Origin of the sequence: Microbispora sp. H13382 (genome assembly GCF_014161445.1) — a bacterium.
In the GTDB taxonomy this organism is placed as follows: domain Bacteria; phylum Actinomycetota; class Actinomycetes; order Streptosporangiales; family Streptosporangiaceae; genus Microbispora.
This window is the reverse complement of sequence record NZ_JABBXA010000033.1, coordinates 46,103-62,964: the sequence shown is the minus strand read 5'-3', so window position 1 is coordinate 62,964 and position 16,862 is coordinate 46,103. Positions and strand designations below refer to the sequence as shown.

At 68.8% G+C, this 16,862-nt stretch carries 12 protein-coding genes; 4 read left to right on the top strand and 8 right to left on the bottom strand.

Going from position 1 to position 16,862, the window contains the following annotated elements:
* From HHX41_RS42545 to HHX41_RS38375, 4 genes are all read right to left on the bottom strand, one after another.
* Positions 1 to 96, bottom strand: a 96-nt coding sequence (locus HHX41_RS42545; protein ID WP_182909838.1) for a GntR family transcriptional regulator, incomplete at its 3' end; no start/stop codon positions are given.
* Between the two features lie 274 nt (positions 97 to 370).
* Positions 371 to 1,993, bottom strand: a complete 1,623-nt coding sequence (locus HHX41_RS38385) for a cellulose binding domain-containing protein (protein WP_182909870.1) — start codon at positions 1,991 to 1,993, stop codon at positions 371 to 373.
* 127 nt (positions 1,994 to 2,120) lie between these two features.
* Positions 2,121 to 2,951, bottom strand: a complete 831-nt coding sequence (locus HHX41_RS38380) for a pectate lyase (protein WP_220504812.1) — start codon at positions 2,949 to 2,951, stop codon at positions 2,121 to 2,123.
* Between the two features lie 218 nt (positions 2,952 to 3,169).
* Positions 3,170 to 4,882 (bottom strand): cellulose binding domain-containing protein, encoded by a 1,713-nt coding sequence (locus HHX41_RS38375; RefSeq protein ID WP_182909869.1) that lies wholly within the window; start codon positions 4,880 to 4,882, stop codon positions 3,170 to 3,172.
* Positions 4,883 to 5,540: 658 nt separating this feature from the next.
* Between HHX41_RS38375 and HHX41_RS38370 the strand changes: the two genes are divergently transcribed.
* Positions 5,541 to 6,581, top strand: coding sequence for a LacI family DNA-binding transcriptional regulator (locus HHX41_RS38370; RefSeq protein ID WP_182909868.1), 1,041 nt, complete (start codon positions 5,541 to 5,543; stop codon positions 6,579 to 6,581).
* 190 nt (positions 6,582 to 6,771) lie between these two features.
* Here HHX41_RS38370 and HHX41_RS38365 read toward each other — a convergent pair whose 3' ends face one another.
* From HHX41_RS38365 to HHX41_RS38350, 4 genes are all read right to left on the bottom strand, one after another.
* The gene (locus HHX41_RS38365; RefSeq protein ID WP_220504811.1) at positions 6,772 to 9,600 is read right to left on the bottom strand and encodes a glycosyl hydrolase family 95 catalytic domain-containing protein; all 2,829 of its coding nucleotides are present in this window, start codon (positions 9,598 to 9,600) and stop codon (positions 6,772 to 6,774) included.
* A 489-nt stretch (positions 9,601 to 10,089) separates the two neighbouring features.
* Entirely contained in the window at positions 10,090 to 10,794 is a 705-nt protein-coding gene (locus HHX41_RS38360) for an FCD domain-containing protein (protein ID WP_182909866.1), read from the bottom strand.
* 244 nt (positions 10,795 to 11,038) lie between these two features.
* On the bottom strand, positions 11,039 to 12,415 hold the full coding sequence (locus tag HHX41_RS38355; protein WP_182909865.1) for a lectin: 1,377 nt from the start codon (positions 12,413 to 12,415) through the stop codon (positions 11,039 to 11,041).
* A 455-nt stretch (positions 12,416 to 12,870) separates the two neighbouring features.
* Positions 12,871 to 13,641, bottom strand: coding sequence for a FadR/GntR family transcriptional regulator (locus HHX41_RS38350; RefSeq protein ID WP_169985083.1), 771 nt, complete (start codon positions 13,639 to 13,641; stop codon positions 12,871 to 12,873).
* Between the two features lie 133 nt (positions 13,642 to 13,774).
* On the opposite strand from HHX41_RS38350, the gene HHX41_RS38345 reads away from it, so the two are divergent.
* The 3 genes from HHX41_RS38345 to HHX41_RS38335 are packed head-to-tail and all read left to right on the top strand — an operon-like array spanning position 13,775 to position 16,861.
* Entirely contained in the window at positions 13,775 to 15,055 is a 1,281-nt protein-coding gene (locus tag HHX41_RS38345) for an ABC transporter substrate-binding protein (RefSeq protein ID WP_182909864.1), read from the top strand.
* Positions 15,056 to 15,059: 4 nt separating this feature from the next.
* Positions 15,060 to 16,034 carry a carbohydrate ABC transporter permease gene (locus tag HHX41_RS38340; RefSeq protein ID WP_169985079.1) on the top strand — a complete coding sequence of 325 codons (975 nt, stop codon included), beginning with the start codon at positions 15,060 to 15,062 and terminating at the stop codon, positions 16,032 to 16,034.
* Complete coding sequence (locus HHX41_RS38335; protein ID WP_182909863.1) at positions 16,034 to 16,861, top strand: carbohydrate ABC transporter permease; 828 nt, start codon at positions 16,034 to 16,036, stop codon at positions 16,859 to 16,861. Before HHX41_RS38340 ends, HHX41_RS38335 begins: the two co-directional genes overlap by 1 nt.
* The last annotated feature ends 1 nt before the right edge of the window (position 16,862 follow it).

Here is a 16,862-nt window from a genome sequence, read left to right as displayed (position 1 = left end):
GAGGTCCTTCTCGACGGGCAGGCGGTCACCGGGCCGCAGGACCCCGTCGAGGATCATCCGCTTGATGCTGTCTACTACGTCGTCTGTGCGTGACATGGCAGTGGGTGTCCTCGGTCCCGGCCGGAGCGGAGGATCCACCCGTCACCACGGGCAGCCACGGAGCCGATGGGGCCTCCCCGCGCGCCGCCGCCCGTGGGCATAGGGAAGTGGTGCTGCTCTACGGATACAGGACGCGACCTCGTACCGCTACTCGGCGGCCTGTCTTCCTTCCCGGTGCCGTCCCACGCGGGCCTGCTATCCGGTGGCGCGGTACGGGACACCCGCACCGCGCCACCGTACCTGCGCGGCGGCGTCGGCCGCCTGCATCGGGCTACGGGCTCGTGCAGGTGACGCCGGTGGGGGCGGTCGAGCCGTTGCCGTTGGCGGTGAAGCCGAAGGTCGTCGAGCCGTTGCCGGTGAGGGTGCCGTTGTAGGGGGCGTTCTTGACGGTGATGGCGCCGCTGGTGCCGGTGTTGGCGCCGTTCCACAGGCTCGTGATGCTCTGGCCGCCGGCCAGGGTCATTTTGACGGTCCAGCCGTTGAGCGGGGTCGGCCCGTCGTTGCTGACGGTGACCTCGCCCTGGAAGCCGCTGCCCCAGTCGTTGATCCGCTTGTACGTCGCCGTGCAGGTGCCCGGCTGCCCGCCCGGCGTCGGCGACGGGCTGGGGGAGACCGGCGGGCTGGGGGACGGTGTGGGGGACTGCGGCGGTGTGGGGCTGGGGGAGGGGGTCGTGTCGCCGCTGACCCGGTAGACGACGGTGCCGTGTGCGGGCACGCTGGCCGAGATGGTGCCGTTGGTGCCGCTGAGGGTGTTGGTCCATGCGTCACGCAGGATGAACGAGCCGCCGGACATCCCGATCGCGGACGCGGTGGTGCTGATCGTGGTGGTGCTACCACCCTGGTTGAACAGGGCGACCGCGACGTCGCCGTTGCCGAGCCGCTTGGCCAGCACGCGGCGGGTGCCGTCGTTGCTGATCTGGCGCGCCTGCAGTCCGAGCGAGTCCTGGTTGATGGCGATCAGGTTCGCGTTCTTCAGGATGGTCTGGGTGGGCGCGTCCATGGCGCGGATGTCGTTGCCGAGGATCAGGGGGGAGGCCATCATCGCCCACAGAGCGAAGTGGCTGCGCATCTCGGTGTCGGTCATGCCGCCCCGGCCGACCTCCATCATGTCGGGGTCGTTGAAGGCTCCCGGTCTGGCGTAGGAGGCGAGCGGGACGGTGACGTTGACGATGTTCTGGATGCCCATCGGGTAGCCGTTGGTCTGACCGGTGTCCCACTTGTTGGTGATGTCCTCGGTCGTGCGCCACATGTTGGCGACGTCGCCCCAGTCGCGTTGCGGGCCCGTCTTCGCGTGGATGCTGTTGGAGTTGATGCTGTAGACGATCGGGCGTCCCGTCGCCGCCAGCGCGTCGCGCATCTTGGCGAATGTGCGGACCTGGTCGTCGATGGTGCCGCTGGGGGAGCACCAGTCGTATTTGAGGTAGTCGACGCCCCAGGCGGCGAACTGCCGGGCGTCCTGGGCTTCGTGCCCCTGGGCGCCGGTCGCGCCGGGGTAGCTGGAGAAGTACTGCGCGCAGGTCTTGTCCAGCGGCGCCTGGTAGATGCCGAACTTCAGGCCTTTGGCGTGGAGGTAGTCGCCGAGGGCCTTCATTCCGCTGGGGAAGCGTGAGGCGTTGGCCTGCAGGTTGCCCGCGGAGTCGCGGGTGGAGTTCATCCAGCAGTCGTCGACCACGACGTACTGGTAGCCCAGGTCGCGCAGGCCGGAGTTGACGATCGCGTCGGCCATCTGCTTGATGAGCGTCTCGGATATGTTGCAGCCGAAGGTGTTCCAGCTGTTCCAGCCCATGGGAGGCGTGCGGGCCACCCCGTTGTCCAGGGCGGTGGCCTGGCCCTGCAGGGCGATCGGGACAGCGATGAGAACGCCGGCGGCGAGTAGAGCTCCCACCTTGCGCACGGACCCTCCTTCAGGTGAGTCGGATGGGGAGGCATGAAGATCAGGGGCTACTGCAAACAACGGACGGGGTCACCGCGCTGCCGTTGGCGGTGAGACCGGAGGCGGTGGACGAGCCGGTGATGGGGGTTTACCGGTAGGTGATGCCGGAGGCCGAGTAGAGGCAGTTGACGCCGTCGGCGCCGGTGCCGGTCTTGGTGGGTTCGCCGCTGGTCACGCCCTTGTACTTCTCGCAGATGACGACTTTCTTGGTGGGGTCGTTGACGATGGTGATCTGGGAGAAGCTGGCTGTGTCGCCGTAGTTGGTGTTGATGCCGGCCAGGACTTTGCCGGGTGTGGTCGCGGTGACGTTCTGAATGACGACGTTGCGTTTGTACTGGGTGGAGCAGTTGCCGCAGGAGCGGTAGAGCTTGCCGAAGTCCTGCACCTGGAAGTTCTTGATGGTCATGGTGCCGGGGCCGTTGTGCTGGAAGACCTTGTCGCTGGCCGATCGGGCGCCGCCGCCGTCGATGGTCATCGTCTGGGTGGAGGAGGTGCCTTTGAATGTGGCGGCGTCTTCGCCGACGTCCTCCCACCAGACGTTCTGCAGGGTGCAGGTGCCGGTGCAGTGGACGCCGTCGGCGGCGGGCGCGCCGATGATCACGTTTTTGAGTACGGCGCCGTTGGCGAGTTTGAAGACGGGGGGCTGGCTTTCGCTTTGGCTGCCGCTGCCCAGGGCGCCGGTGCCGTAGTAGCGCTTCATGCCGCCGTCGAATGTGCCCGAGACGTTGATCGTGGCGCCGACGGCCTGCTGGCCGTTCGGGGAGGGCCAGGCGGCCAGGCGCGCGAGCGCCGGGACCGTGTGCGGGGCGGTGTGCGGGAGGAGGGCCGCGGACGCGCCGCCGGCCGGACCGGCCGCGAGCATCATCCCGGCCGCCGAGGCGGCCACGAACCCAACGCGAAATCGTGCGAATGTGCTCATACACGCTCCAGGGAGAGACACGGCGACGATTTGTCGCGGGGGAGTGCCGACTGCGGAGGACACAGGCTGGCTGACGATTCCATCCGTCTTCAGTGAGCAGGAGCCGGGGCCGGCGAGGTGGCGGCCCGACGCGTCACCGGCCGCGGCGGCCCCTCCCTCGTCGGAGGGGCCCCGCCTGTCCCTTCGCCGGTCGGGCTCCGGGGGTGGTCACGTGCCGGTCAGACCACGGTGCAGGGGACGCCGTTGAGGGTGAAGGCGGTCGGTTTGGCGGTGTTGCCGGTGTGGGTGGCCTGGAAGCCGATGTCGACGGTGGCCCCGGGGGCGAGCGTGCCGTTGTAGCTGACGTTGCGGGCGCTCACCTGGCCGCTGGAGGGTGAGTAGGTGGCGTTCCAGCCCGAGGTGATGGACTGGCCCGAGGGGAGGGTGAAGGCCAGCGTCCAGCCGTTGATCGTCGAGGTCCCGTTGTTGGTGATGCTGATGCCGGCGGTGAAGCCTTCGCTCCATGTGTTCATCGTGTAGGCGACCCGGAACTGCCCCGTTCCGGTGCCGCCGCTGGGTGACGCGCTGGGCGAGGGGCTCGGCGACACGATGGGCGACACGATGGGCGATGGACTGGGCGACTGGCCGCCGCTCAGGCTGGTCACGAAGGTCGTCATGCTGCGAGCGGGAAGCGTGACGGTGAGGGAGCCGTTCGACATGGTGGTCGCCGCCTGGGGCGCGACGTTCCTGCTCCCGTCGGTCACCCAGGACGAGACGCCGGCCGAGGCGGCGTTCGCCACGGTGAACTGCTGGCTCACCGCGGAGGTGTTCTTGTTGATGGCGACGATGACGACGGTGTCGCCGTTCCGGTACGCCGAGACGTAGACGTTCGTCGCCGGGTTCGCCGTCGCGTCGATCCGCACATATCCCGGGCGGACGAACCTGGCGAACTGCGCCATGATGGCGCCGCGCTTGCTGAGCTGGCCGTCCTCCCGCATGGGGCCGTAGCTGCGCCGGATGTACCACCAGACGTACGCCTGGAACTCGGCCTCCACCATGGCGCGGTGCATGTGCTCGCCCACGTCGAGCGCCTGGGGCCAGGTGTCCGCCGAGTCGGTGCTGTTGGGGTAGTACACCTCCGTCATCCAGAGTTCCTTGCCCGCGCCCTTCTGCTTGAAGAGGGGGTAGGGGAAGTTGGAGTACGACGTGCCGTAGAGATGCGCCCCGATGATGTCGGTGTTGGCGAGTGCCGTGGAGTCGTTGAGGATCGGGTCCGACATGTTCTTGAGGTACTGGAAGGACTCGGGCGCCATGACCCTGGTGTTGATCGAGCCGGCGTTCTCCCGCAGGAACTTGACCATCTCGGTGGGGGTCCACCACGTCCAGTCGTGCGCGTAGTCGGGCTCGTTCTGCACGGATATGGCGTACAGGTTCACCCCGTTGTTCTTCATGTACGTGCTGAAGGAGTTCAGATGCTGGGCGTATGCGGCGTACTGGTCGTACCTGAGCCGTTTCGCGTTGGTCTGACCTGAGCGGTTGAAGGTCTCGATCATGCTGGCGGGGGGGTTCCACGGCGACGCGAAAACGGTCACGCCGAGCTCGGCCGCCCGCTTCGCCGTCGCCAGGTCACGGCCGAAGTCCGCCTGGCTCTCGCCGACGGGGATCCGCAGAATGGAGAACCCGAGCCTGCCCTCGCCGGTGCCGAACGCCGTCTCCCGCTGGGCGGCTGTCAGGTCGCCGGCCCAGGCCGCGTGGGTCATGCCGCCGAAGCCCTTGATCGTCTGCCGCTGCGCCGACGGATTGATGGTCGCGGTGGCGGCCGCGGCCTCCGTGGCCCCCAGGACCGACGTCGCGGCCGTGAGAACCGGCAGGGCACCCATCGTCGCCAGGACGGATCTCCGGCTCAGCATCCTTCGCTCGCCGCTGACGGGCTCATTCCGACCCTGCGTCATGACTCCTCCTGTTTAGCTGTTGGTGCCGATCGTGGTGGTGCCGCCGCCCTGATCGAAGAGGGCGGCCGCGACATCGCCGTCGCTGAGCCTCCCGGCGGCCGCCGGGGTTCCGTCGTTGCTCGCCGACCCCGTGCGGGAGGAGTACGCGCGAACCGACGCCGGGAGTCCGGCGACGCCAGGCCGGTCACATCGGGCACGGGTCTCGACGTCACTTGCGCGAACGCTATTAGGAAAATTTCGTGAGTCAACCTCCTCAAATTTCGTCGGCAGCCGCCCGGATACCAGGTCCGACGTCGCCGTTCAACCGCTCCCGCGGCTGACGGGGTGGTGACGGAAAGCGCATCCGACCAGCTGAGGAGGGAGAGGCGGCACCCGTCCCGTACCGGTGACAGGGGGTGCGAAAGGATAAGAAATCCCGTCAGTGACGAAGTCACAAGCATGGGGTCCTAGTGAAATTTTCAGGCGGCGTGCGGCCCGGCCGGGCCGCTGTCCGAGTATGCGAACGGTGTGCCACTGCCTGATAGATATCCCGAAAGTGCCGTCTATCCTTTTTGGCTGCTACTTTCTGTGGCGTCGCGCGGCCGGCCACTGTTCGCCGGCGCTGCGGCCGGGGTTGACGTTCGCGGTCGATTGCGCCCGAGTCACGTAGACTCCCCGCATGTTGGGGGGAGGCCGGTTGCAGGGGCGTCGAGGACTGCGGCGCGGTGACCTCACCGTCGCCGCGATCGCCCAGCTCGCCGGGGTCTCACCGCCGACGGTGTCGAAGGTGCTCCACGGCCGGGCCGGGGTGGGGGAGAGCACCCGTAAGCGGGTGGAGGCGCTCCTGCGTGAGCACGGGTACCGCAGGCCGGTCCCCGCCGGGTCGGCACGCGGCCTCGAAGTGGTGTTCAGCAACATGCTGGGCTCCATCGCGATCGAAATCATGCGGGGCGTCGAGCAGGTCGCGGCCACCCGTCAGCTGGGCGTCGGCTTCACCGACGTGCGCTCGCTCGTGACGGCGGGCCTGCCCTGGGTGGAGCCGCTGTTGCTGCGGCAGCCGGTGGGAGTGATCGCCGTCGTCTCCGAAGTCACCACCGAGCACCGCGAGCTGTTCGAGGCGAGCGGTGTGCCTCTCGTGGCGCTGGACCCGACGGGGGACGTGCACCCCACGCCGTCGGTGGGGTCGACCAGCTGGAGTGGTGCTCTCGCGGCCACGCGGCACCTGCTGGAGCTGGGGCACCGGCGTATCGGCCTGATCACGGGGCCGGCCGGATTCCTGGCCACGCGGGCGCGGCTGGACGGGTTCCGGGCCGCTCTGGACACCGCCGGCGTCCCGTTCGACGAGCGTCTCATGCGCAGCGGGCCGTTCCTGTTCGAGCACGGCCGGGATCTCGGATCGCAGCTGCTGACCCTGCCCGACCCGCCGACGGCCGTCGTGTGCGGTAACGACCTGCAGGCGTTCGGCGTCTACGAGGCCGCTCGGCTCCTCGGCCTGCGCATTCCCGACGACCTCAGCGTGGTCGGGTTCGACGACATCGAGCACTGCGAGTGGGTCGCACCGGCGTTGACCACCGTACGCCAGCCGTTCCTCGAGATAGGCGCCACCGCCGCGCGCATCGCGCTGGCGCTCGCCGACGGGGACAGGCCGTCCCGGCCACCTGTCGAGCTCGGCGCCGCCCTCGTGGTCCGCGACAGCACGGCCCCGCCGAGATCGGCCTGAGCGCGGTCGTCGCGGGCTCATCCTTGTTCTCCGGGTGGCCGCCCGGAGCGGCGGGGATGAGGGGACGGCGCCTCTCCGCCACCGAGGGCCGGTCGCGGAGAGGCGTGGAGAGGCGTGGAGAGGCGTGGAGAGGCGTGGAGAGGCGTGGAGAGGCGCGGAGATGAGCCGGCCTTCTACGGGCTGCCTGCCGTCAGACGTTCGTGATGGTCCACTGGTTGTTGGTGTTGTTGTTCGGCGCCCACATGCCCACGGTGGAGCCGGCGGAGCTGTTGCCCATGCCGTCGAGGGCCGTACCGGTGCCGCGGTTGATGATCTGGTAGCGGCCGTTGCCCACGTTGTTGAGGCGCCACTGCTGATTGTTGCCGCCGTTCCAGGCCGACTGCCTGGCGTTGGCGCCGTTGGCGGTGTTGCCCCAGCTGTCGGCGACCATGCCGTTGGTGCGGTTGACGATGCGGTACCACCCACCGCCCAGGTCGACGAGCTGCCACTGCAGGTTGGTGCTGCCGTCCCAGTTCCACTGCTTGAGGTTCGACCCCGACGCCACGTTGCCGCCGCTGTCCAGCACTAGGCCGGTGGTGACGTTGGTGATCCGCACGTAGGTCGACGGTGTGGAGCCGCCGCCGGACCCGGTCAGGCGGTAGGTGCGCCCTGCCTGGCCGGGCAGCGCGATGACGTCGGCCTCGGGTTTGGTGACGGTGACGGCGCCGCCGGTCTCGGCATCGACCACCTGGTAGGTGCCGGTGAAGATCCGGCTGCGCACGTTGACCGTGCCGGCGCGGTCGAACTTGACGAGGATCTCGGTGTTCCCGCCGGAGTTCCACGTCGCGTCCACGGTGTAGCCACCACGCCCCCGCAGGCCCTGCACCTTCCCGCTCGGCCAGGCCGACGGCACCGCGGGCAGCACGTGCAGTTCGCCGTTGTGGCTCTGCAGCAGCATCTCGGCGATGCCGGACGTGGCGCCGAAGTTGCCGTCGATCTGGAACGGCGGGTGCAGGTCGAACATGTTCGGCGCGAGCCGGTCCGTCCTCACCAGCAGGCCGATGAGGCTGCGCGCCTTGTCGCCTTCCTCCATCCGCGCCCAGTAGTTGATCTTCCAGGCGAGCGACCAGCCGGTACCGTCGTCACCGCGCAGTTCGAGGGTCCGCCGCGCGGCGGTGTACAGGGAGGGTGTGCCGCGCTTGGTGATCTGGTTGCTGGGGTGCAGGCCGTACAGATGCGAGACGTGCCGGTGGTTCGGCTCGGTCTCGACCCAGTCGTACAGCCACTCCTGGATGTTGCCGCGCGAACCGACCTTCATCGGCGGGAGCCGGTCCCGGGCGGCCAGGACCTGCGTCCGGAAGCTCGCGTCGGTGCCGAGGACCTCGCTGGCCTTGGCGCAGCCGTTGAACAGGTCACGCAGGATCTGGTTGTCCATCGTCGGGCCGGCGCACACGCTGACACCGGAGTGATGGGTGAGCTCCGGGGAGTTCGACGGGTTCGTGACCAGATAGCCCAGGCTCGGCTCCTGCACGAGGGTCTCCAGGAAGAACTGCGCCGCGCCCTTCATCGCGGGGTAGTACTGCCGGAGGAACTCGACGTCGCCGGTGAACAGGTAGTGTTCCCAGATCATGGTGGCCAGCCACGCGCCGCCGGTCTGCCACATGCCCCAGGTCGCGCCGTCGACGACCGAGCTGCCCCGCCACCCGTCGGTGTTGTGGTGGGTCACCCAGCCGCCGGCGTTGTACTGCACCCGGGCGGTGCGGGCGCCGGTGACCGTGAGGTCGTTGATCATCCGGAACACCGGCTCGTAGCACTCCGACAGGTTCGTGGTGTCGGCGGGCCAGTAGTTCATCGGCAGGTTCGCGTTGAGGGTGTACTTGGAATCCCACGACGGGGACAGGGAGTCGTTCCAGATGCCCTGCAGGTTGGCCGGCTGGGTGCCCGGACGCGAGGACGAGATCAGCAGGTAGCGGCCGAACTGGAACAGCAGCACGGACAACTGCGGGTCGTTGGTGTTGGCGTGCTGCGCGATCCGGACGTCGGTCGGCTGGTCGGCCGCCGCCGTGCGCCCGAGGTCGAGCGTCGTGCGCCCGAACAGCCGCTGGTAGTCGGCGACGTGCCTGGAGCGCAGGTCGTCGTAGGTCCTGTCGTCGGCGGCGTCGAGGTACCGCCGCGCGATGCCCTGGTAGTCGCCGCTGACGTCCTTGTAGTTCACGTAGCTGGAGCCGATGGAGATCAGCACCGTCACGCTGTTGGCGCCCCTCACCTGCAGGGTGCCGCCGGAGCTGCTGACGGTGCCGCCGTCGGCGACGGCCCGGGCCAGCGCGAGGAACCTCACCTTGCCGGACAGGCCCCGCTGGTCGCCGGAGACGCCGTCGAGCGCCACCGTCGTGCCGTCCGGGCTGGAGCGCGTGGTCCGTTGAGGGCTGTCGAACGTCGCGGAGAACGTGATCGAGCCGGCCCTGTCGGCGGTCAGGCGAATGGCGATGACCTGGTCGGGCGCGCTCGCGAGCACCTCGCGCTTGTACCGCACGCCGTTCTGCAGGTACGACACCGTCGTGGTGGCCGTGGTCAGGTCCAGGAACCGGGTGTACTCGGAAACCCCGCTGTTGCTGCCGAAGGCGAGCCGCAGATTGCCGACGGTCTGGTACGCCAGCTGGGCCGAGGGGTTGCCCAGCATGTTCTGGTCGATCAGGCTCTGGGCCTGGCTCCACTGGTTCTGGAAGACCAGCTGCCGGATCTGCCCCAGGGCCCCCGCGCCCCTCGTGTTGCTCTGGTCGTACGGCCCGCCGGCCCAGATCGTGTCCTCGTTGAGCTGCAACCGCTCGGTGTCGACGTTGCCGAACACCATGGCGCCGAGGCGCCCGTTGCCGATGGGAAGCGCACGCAGCCATTCCGTGCCGGCACTCCCGTCGTACCACAGCGCCAGATCGTTCGCGGCGCGTACTTCCGGGGGCGGCGCCGACGCGGCCCGCGCGGCAGCCGTCCATTGCAGCGGCAGGAGCGCGGCTCCGGTTCCCACCGCGCCGAGCTTGAGCATTTGCCTTCGCGATAACTCAGACAATTCGGTCCTCCAAGTCCGAGGAAGGCGCGGACGTTTCGAATCGTTTCGACCGCAACCTCGGGTGTCGACGAGACACGGCGGGTGTTCGCTGCGGCTGGATCAAGAGGCTCCGCGCAAGGCTACGAACATGTGATCAATCCAGTCAATGGGTATGCCGGACTCGCCGAAATCCGCGCATACCGGTGCCGAGGCCGAACGAGAGATGGGATCTCTGTACGCCTGCTCATCCCGTCGTCATCGTCGAATGCTGGCTGGTCCTAGCCTCGGGAAGCGGAGCCGGCCGCGTTCTCGGTCAGCCGTCGTGCGACGTGGGTGTCGCCGTGAGCCGCGGGGCCGCCATGAATCTTTCACGGCGACCGCGAGCCGCGCCGTACGAGCGCCGCGGCGCCCCGCCGGGCGACCTGGCCGCCGTGCCCGCGCGGGCCGCGTCCGCCCTCGTCCGGTCCGGGTGAGGTGCGGGGTCGGTCATCGGGGGTTCTCGTAGGTGTGTGGGCCGGTGAGGCTCTCCTCGACGCCGAGGACGTGCAGGGCGGCGTGGAGCCGGGCGCGGTCGGGATCGCGTGCCAGCAGGGCGCGGTGGACGGCGCGGTGTTCGCGGAGGGTCCGGTGGATGGCCTCGGGGTCGCTCATGCCGCGCCAGACGCGGGCGCGTACGGTCCGGCCGGACATGTTGTGGATGACCGCGGCCAGGACGGCGTTGCCGCAGTGGGAGGTGATGAGGGCGTGGAAGTCCTGGTCGAGGGCGACGAGTTTCTCGTGGTCGATCGTGGTGTGCGCGGCGATCGTCTCGGCGTGGTCGAGCAGGTCGCCCAGGTGGGTCAGGTCGGTGTCGGGGATGCGGGTGGCCGCCAGCGCCGTGGCCTCCGCCTCGAGGATCCTGCGGACGTGCAGGAACTGCCCGGCGCCGGCGTCCAGGTGGATGTCGGCGACGAAGCTCATCCCGTCGAGGAGAAGGCCGGGGGAGAGGCTGGTGACGTAGGTGCCGTCGCCCTGGCGCGTCTGCAGGACCCGCATCGCGACCAGCGCGCGTACGGCCTCACGCAGGGTGTTGCGGGCGACGCCGAGCTGTTCGGCGAGGTCCTTTTCCACGGGCAGTTTCTGCCCGGGTCGCAAGCGGCCATCGATGATCATCTGTTTGATCGTGTCGATCGCGGTCTCGATGACGCCCACGTCAGCCTCCCCAACGGTGGCCATCAGGGTAGCGGTAGGTCTGGATCGTGCCAGGGTGCGTCCGGGCGCTGTAGCCGGGCCGGCGGGGCGGCGAGTAGCGGCCGCGGTGGATTGGAGCAGCGGATCCCGGGGGAAACGGCGACGCGGGTCTGCCACCTGGGGTGACAGACCCGCGCCGGTCCCTGCCCCGAGGACGCCCCTGACAGAAGAAGGGCGTGGCCCCGGTGCTTGTGGTCGATGCGTCTCAGACGCGGGTCCACTTCTGGTTGGCGCCGCCGGTGCAGGACCAGATCTGGACCCTGGTGCCGTTGGCGGTGCCGTTCCCGGACACGTCCAGGCACTTGTTCGCGCCGACGGCGGTGATGCTGCCGTCGGAGTTGAAGCGCCACTTCTGGTTGTTCTGGCCGTTGCAGTCCCAGATGATCACCGCGCTGCCGTCGGCGGTGCCGCCGCCGTTGACGTCCAGGCACTTGTTGCCGTACACGCGCAGCTCACTGGCGCTGGTGGAGGTCCACTTCTGGTTGTTCTGGCCGTTGCAGTCCCAGATCAGCACCGTCGCGCCGTTGGCCTGGGAAGCGCCGTTGACGTCCAGGCACCGGCCCGACGCCACACCCCTGAGCGCGCTCGTGCTCCCCGGGGACGACGGAGAGGACGACGGAGAGGCCGAGGGTGACGGGGACGGCGACGGGGTGCCGCCGCTGCCGAACTGCGTGAAGAAGCTCCACACCACGGGCCTGGTCCAGGAGTTCTCGCCAGGTTCGAAGTCGCCGGACTTGCCGTCCACGGGACCGGGGGTGTGGCCCGCGTCGAACGCCGCCCACGCGACCGGATACCCGGCCCTGCAGCCCGAGTAGTAGGTGACGATGTGCGTCAGGCTGCCCTGCGCCGGCTCCGGTGGGTTCTGAGCCGTGCAGCCGTTGTTCCTGACGAACCTGTCACGCAGCGAGCGGCCCGCGGAGATGTTGAGGACCGGGTCCCTGAGGCCGTGCAACCCGATGTAGGCGACGGGCTCGGTGCCCCCGCTGCACCCGCTGAGCTGCCCGCCGGAGTAGACCGCCACCGCGCGGAAGACCGACGCCCGGGCACACGCGAGCGCGTAGCTCATGCCACCGCCGTAGCTGAAGCCCATGGCGAAGCGCTGAGAGGTGTCGACACAGAGGTCCCCCTCGATCCGCCGGATCATGTCGTCGACGAAGGTGATGTCCTCGCCGCCGGAATTGGCCCAGCCGTTGTTGAAGCCCTGGGGCGCGACGAAGATGGTGCTGTTGTTCGACAACGCCCTGAGCCCGTAGTAGGACCAGGGGTATCCACTGGTTCCGCCCGAGTCGACGTCATTGGCGGTGCCGCCGTTCCAGTGGAATCCGAAGATCAAGCGATAAGGGGTGTTGTTGTTGTAGTTGTCAGGAATTCTCAGGATGTAGCTGCGATTCTTCCCGCTGGTCGTGATCGACTGCGTACCGCTTCTCAGCGTCGGAGTCTTGCCGCATCCCGCGGTGGCCGCGAGGGCGCTCTTCGCGGTGGCGGATTTGACGGCACTGTCGCCCAGCGCGGCCTGCGCCGTGGACAGGAGGAGCAGTGCCGTGGTCGCGATGACGGTGAAGAGGGATCTGTGCCCCGGCATCACGCAAGCTCCTTTCTCATGGAGACATACGTAAATGAGGTAGCCGTTCGTTCCGGCGTTTTCCTGAGGTGAGAGGGCCCGGCCGGACCGGCGTGTCCGGTCTCTGGCCCGGCGAATTCCGGTCCGCCGTCGCCGGCGTCCCGTGCGCGATCGGATCGCCGGTCCACGCGTGTGCCGGCCGGTCGAAGCATCCGGTGTTAGCGCTCACCCAACGCCCCGATCGGATTTCCTTTCTTCCGGACGGCGGGGACGGAGGCGATGGTGCAGCGGAGCAAATATGACCGTGACCGGACCTGTCAAGGCTCGGACTGCCAGGCGTCACGGGGTTCCCGCCCCGGACGACCGGCCGCTCCCGCGTCTGGCCAGGGGAAGCGGCCGTGGTCGCCGCCGACGGGCCGCGCTGAAACTTTCACTCCCCCGGGGTCGAATCGTTTGCGAGGACGTGAACTCCGGCGTCAGCGCCGCAGCCGTACGGGGTCGGCGGGTCCGCTGCGGCGGACGACCCAGGCCTCGGTGATGTGGTTGAACATCGCCTCGGCGGCGCCGTCGGGATCGTGGGCGGCGATGCGTTCGTAGATGCGGCGGTGACCGAGGTTCGACGCCACGCACAGGGCCCGCTCGGTCCGGCCCGTGTACCGGGCGGTGTGGATGACCTGCTTCTCCAGCGCCCGTACGACGCCGCGGGCGATGCGGTTCCCGGACGCCTGCATGATCGTGTCGTGGAAGGCGCGGTCGCTGTCCGCGTAGGTGACGTGGTCGTCCACGAGCTCGTCCATCCGGTCCACCAGCGCGCGCAACCGCTCGATCGTGTCCGGCCCGGCCAGGCGGGCGGCGACGTTCGCCATGTCGGACTCCAGCACGCGCCGTGTGACGACGACGTCGTCGAGTATCGCCAGGGTCTCGTCCTCGGCGATGGTCGCGGCGAGGACGAGCTCGTCGAGCATGTCCCACATCGCCGGGGGCGTCACCATGGTGCCGGCGCCCTGGCGGACCTGCACGAGCCCCTTCTCCTGCAGGACTTTCACGGCCTCGCGGACGACCGTGCGGCTCACGGAGAACGCCTCGCACAGCGCGGGCTCGGGAGGCAGCGGCGTTCCCGGCGGGTGCACGCCGCGGACGATGCGTTCCACCAGCTCGGCCGTCACCGCCCGGGCGAGGCTGGCCGGGCGCCGTACCCACGCGGGGGATGCCGGCACGCCCCCGGCGGTGTCCTGCGATGCCGTCATATCCCCCTCCGTGTGGCCCAACGAACAGCGCCACCGCGCCAGTATAGGTGACCACTATTGACGTAATACGTCATACGAGTTACGTTTCGCCAGATCGGCCGGGCAGGTCGGCCGCTCCTGAAAGCGAGCAGCGATGAGACAGCAGCGGTGGTGGGCGGTCCTGATGGTCGCGGGACTGGCCGTGACCGGCTGTGGGAGCGCGGCGAGAACGGAGTCTCCGTCCGGAGAGTCGCCGCAGAAGCAGCAGCAGAAGCTCGTGGTCTGGGACTGGAAGTCCAGTGAACCGGCGGCCGCGACCTATATCGAGAAGGCGAAGGCCGACTTCGCCGCGCGGCATCCCGGCGTCACGGTGGAGTTCGTGGCCCAGCCGTTCGACCAGTACTACACCCTGCTCGGCACGGCGATCCAGTCCGGCAAGGGGCCCGACGTCATGCTCTTCAACGGCGGCGGGCAGATCCGCGACCGGACCGACGCGCTCCTGCCGCTGGACCAGTACGTGGCCGAGGACAAGAGCCGGCTGGCGGGCTGGGAGGCGTTCGGCAAGGACGGCAAGATCTACGCCGCGCCGGTGACCCTGCAGGGACACCCCATCTACTACAACAAGGCGCTCTACGAGAAGGCCGGACTCGACCCGGCGAAACCGCCCGCGACCTGGGACGAGCTCCTCGACTCCTGCGCGGCCATCAAGAAGGCGACCGGGGCCACGTGCTTCGCGCTGGGCAACAAGGAAGGCGCCGGAATCCAGTTCTGGATGTCGGGCCTCGGATCCGGCATCCTGACGCCTCAGGAGTACGACGACTGGATCGCCGGGAAGCGCGACTGGTCCTCACCGCACGTACGGCGGATCTTCGAGCTGTGGAAGGAGGCCCAGGACAAGGGGCTGAACAACAAGGGCGCCAATTCCACGGCGATGTTCACCGACATCTTCACGGTCTTCGAGACCGGCAAGGCCGCGCACATCATCGGGCTGATGTCGGACATCGGACACTGGAAGGACTTCTCCGAGTTCCTGCCGCCCGACAAGCTCGGCGTCATGCAGGCCCCGGTCGCCTCGGAAGGGGCCACCCCGAGCCTGCCGTACGACGGCGGCATCGGCTACGCGGTCGCGAAGTGGACGAAGGACCCGCAACTGGCCGCCGACCTGGTGCGATCCCTGACCTCGACCGAGGCGCTGACCGCGTTCTACGCCAAGGCCGGCGCGATCGCGTCCGACACGACCATCGACGTCTCCCAGGCCGGTCCGGCCGTCGGCGGGATCGTGCAGGAGATCAAGACCGGCAAGCCCGCCCTGCACGTCGCGCTGTCCTCCAAGACCCTGGACCTGATGGGAAGACTGTCCCAGCAGCTCCTGAGCGGGTCGGCCACGGTGGACGAGGTCGTGGAGCAGCTGGCCGCCTCCGACCGGGCGGGCTGATCGCGTGCCGGTCAAAGGTTCGCCGCCGTCGGTGCGCCCGGCCGGCTCCGGGCGCACCGACGCGGCGACGACGGAGCGGCGGGGGCGCCGCGGGAACGCCCGCACGCCCACCCGCGGGGCGCTCGCCGAGCGCCTCGCGCCCTACGTCCTGGTGGCCCCGGCCGTACTGATCATCGTGGTGCTGCGGCTGTGGCCGCTCGTCCTTGGCGTCAACTTCTCCTTCACCGGTGACGGCGAGCTCAACGGGACCCCCGTAGGCCTGGGCAACTACCTGGAGCTGGCCGACGACCCGTTGTTCCGCACCGCGCTGGGCAACGTCGGGCTGCTGGTGCTGCTGCTTCCCGTGGCGGTGGCGATCCCGGGCCTGCTCGCGACCTTCATCTATCTGCGCGTGCCGGGCAACCGGGTCTACCGCAGCGTGTACTTCTTCCCTGCCGTGCTCTCGCCGGTGATCGTCGGGGCGATCTTCAACCTCATGCTGGGGTACGACGGCCCGGTGAACGCCGCTCTCGGGGCGATCGGCCTGGGACCGGTCGATTGGCTCGGCGATCCGGACATCGCCATGTTCACGGTGGTCGGCGTGCACATATGGGCGACCTTCGGGATGTCGCTGGTCGTGTTCCTCGCCGGATTCAGCACTCTTGACGCCTCGCTGCTGGACGCCGCCCGGGTGGACGGCGCGTCGCTCGGCCGCGTCATCTGGCACGTGATCATCCCGAGCCTGACGCGCACCATCCAGTTCGTCTTCGTGACCACGATGATCGGGATGCTGACGTCCATGTTCGGCCTGCTCTTCGTCATGACCAGCGGGGGCCCGGAAGGGTCGACCTACCTGCCGGAGTACTACATCTGGCACGAGCAGGGGCAGATGAACCGGCCGGCGCTCGCCTCGGCCGCGTCGACGGTTCTCTTCGTCGTCATGCTCGTGGTGGGGCTCCTGCAGATCAGCCTGCTCCGCCGCGCGGGGAGGCAGGACTGATGCGCGGTATGCGCCTGGCCAGGTGGGCGGCCGCCGTTCCGATGGCCGCCCTCGCGCTGGCGACGATCTATCCCCTCGTGTTCACCGCCAACGTCGCGATGAAGACCCGCCGCGACTACGTCCTCGACCGGTTCTCCCCGGCGGGCTCCCCGCGCTGGGACAACATCGCCGAGGCGTGGGCCGGCGCCGGGATGGCGCGGTACTTCGCCAACTCGTTCATCGTGGTGACCTTGTCGGTGCTCCTTCTTCTGCTGCTGGGGTCGATGGCGGGCTTCGCGCTGAGCCGGCTGCGGTTCCGCGGCTCGACCGTCATCTTCCTGGGGTGTCTCGCGGGGCTGTTCGTCCCCTTCCAGGTGATCATGGTGCCGCTCACCAGGGTCATGGCGGACAGCGGGCTCGTCGACACCTATCCGGGACTGATCCTGGCCTACGTCGCGCAGTTCCTCCCGTTCACCGTCTTCCTGATGACGAGCCACTACAGGACCGTTCCGGCGGAGATCGTCGACGCGGCCAGGATCGACGGGAACACGGTGTACGGGGTCTACCGGCGGATCATGCTCCCGCTGGGCGTTCCCGCGCTGCTGTCCGTCGGCATCCTCGACACCCTGTTCTGCTGGAACGACGTGCTCATCTCCCTGCTGATGATGCCGTCGCCGGAGCATCGCACCCTCATGATCGGGGTCAACTCGCTGCGTGGACAGTACTCGGACGACATCCCCACCTTCGCCTCGGGAGTCCTGATCGCCGCGGTACCCGTACTGATGATCTATCTGTTTCTGCAGCGGCGGATCGCCGACGGCGTCACCGCAGGTTCCACGAAGGGCTGAC

Bases quoted from the DNA above. Each gene is read 5' to 3' on its own strand.
- HHX41_RS38380 (WP_220504812.1), bottom strand. From the start codon at position 2,951: ATGAGCACATTCGCACGATTTCGCGTTGGGTTCGTGGCCGCCTCGGCG.
- HHX41_RS38375 (WP_182909869.1), bottom strand. From the start codon at position 4,882: ATGACGCAGGGTCGGAATGAGCCCGTCAGCGGCGAGCGAAGGATGCTG.
- HHX41_RS38370 (WP_182909868.1), top strand. From the start codon at position 5,541: ATGTTGGGGGGAGGCCGGTTGCAGGGGCGTCGAGGACTGCGGCGCGGT.
- HHX41_RS38365 (WP_220504811.1), bottom strand. From the start codon at position 9,600: ATGCTCAAGCTCGGCGCGGTGGGAACCGGAGCCGCGCTCCTGCCGCTG.
- HHX41_RS38355 (WP_182909865.1), bottom strand. From the start codon at position 12,415: ATGCCGGGGCACAGATCCCTCTTCACCGTCATCGCGACCACGGCACTG.
- HHX41_RS38350 (WP_169985083.1), bottom strand. From the start codon at position 13,641: ATGACGGCATCGCAGGACACCGCCGGGGGCGTGCCGGCATCCCCCGCG.
- HHX41_RS38345 (WP_182909864.1), top strand. From the start codon at position 13,775: ATGAGACAGCAGCGGTGGTGGGCGGTCCTGATGGTCGCGGGACTGGCC.
- HHX41_RS38335 (WP_182909863.1), top strand. From the start codon at position 16,034: ATGCGCGGTATGCGCCTGGCCAGGTGGGCGGCCGCCGTTCCGATGGCC.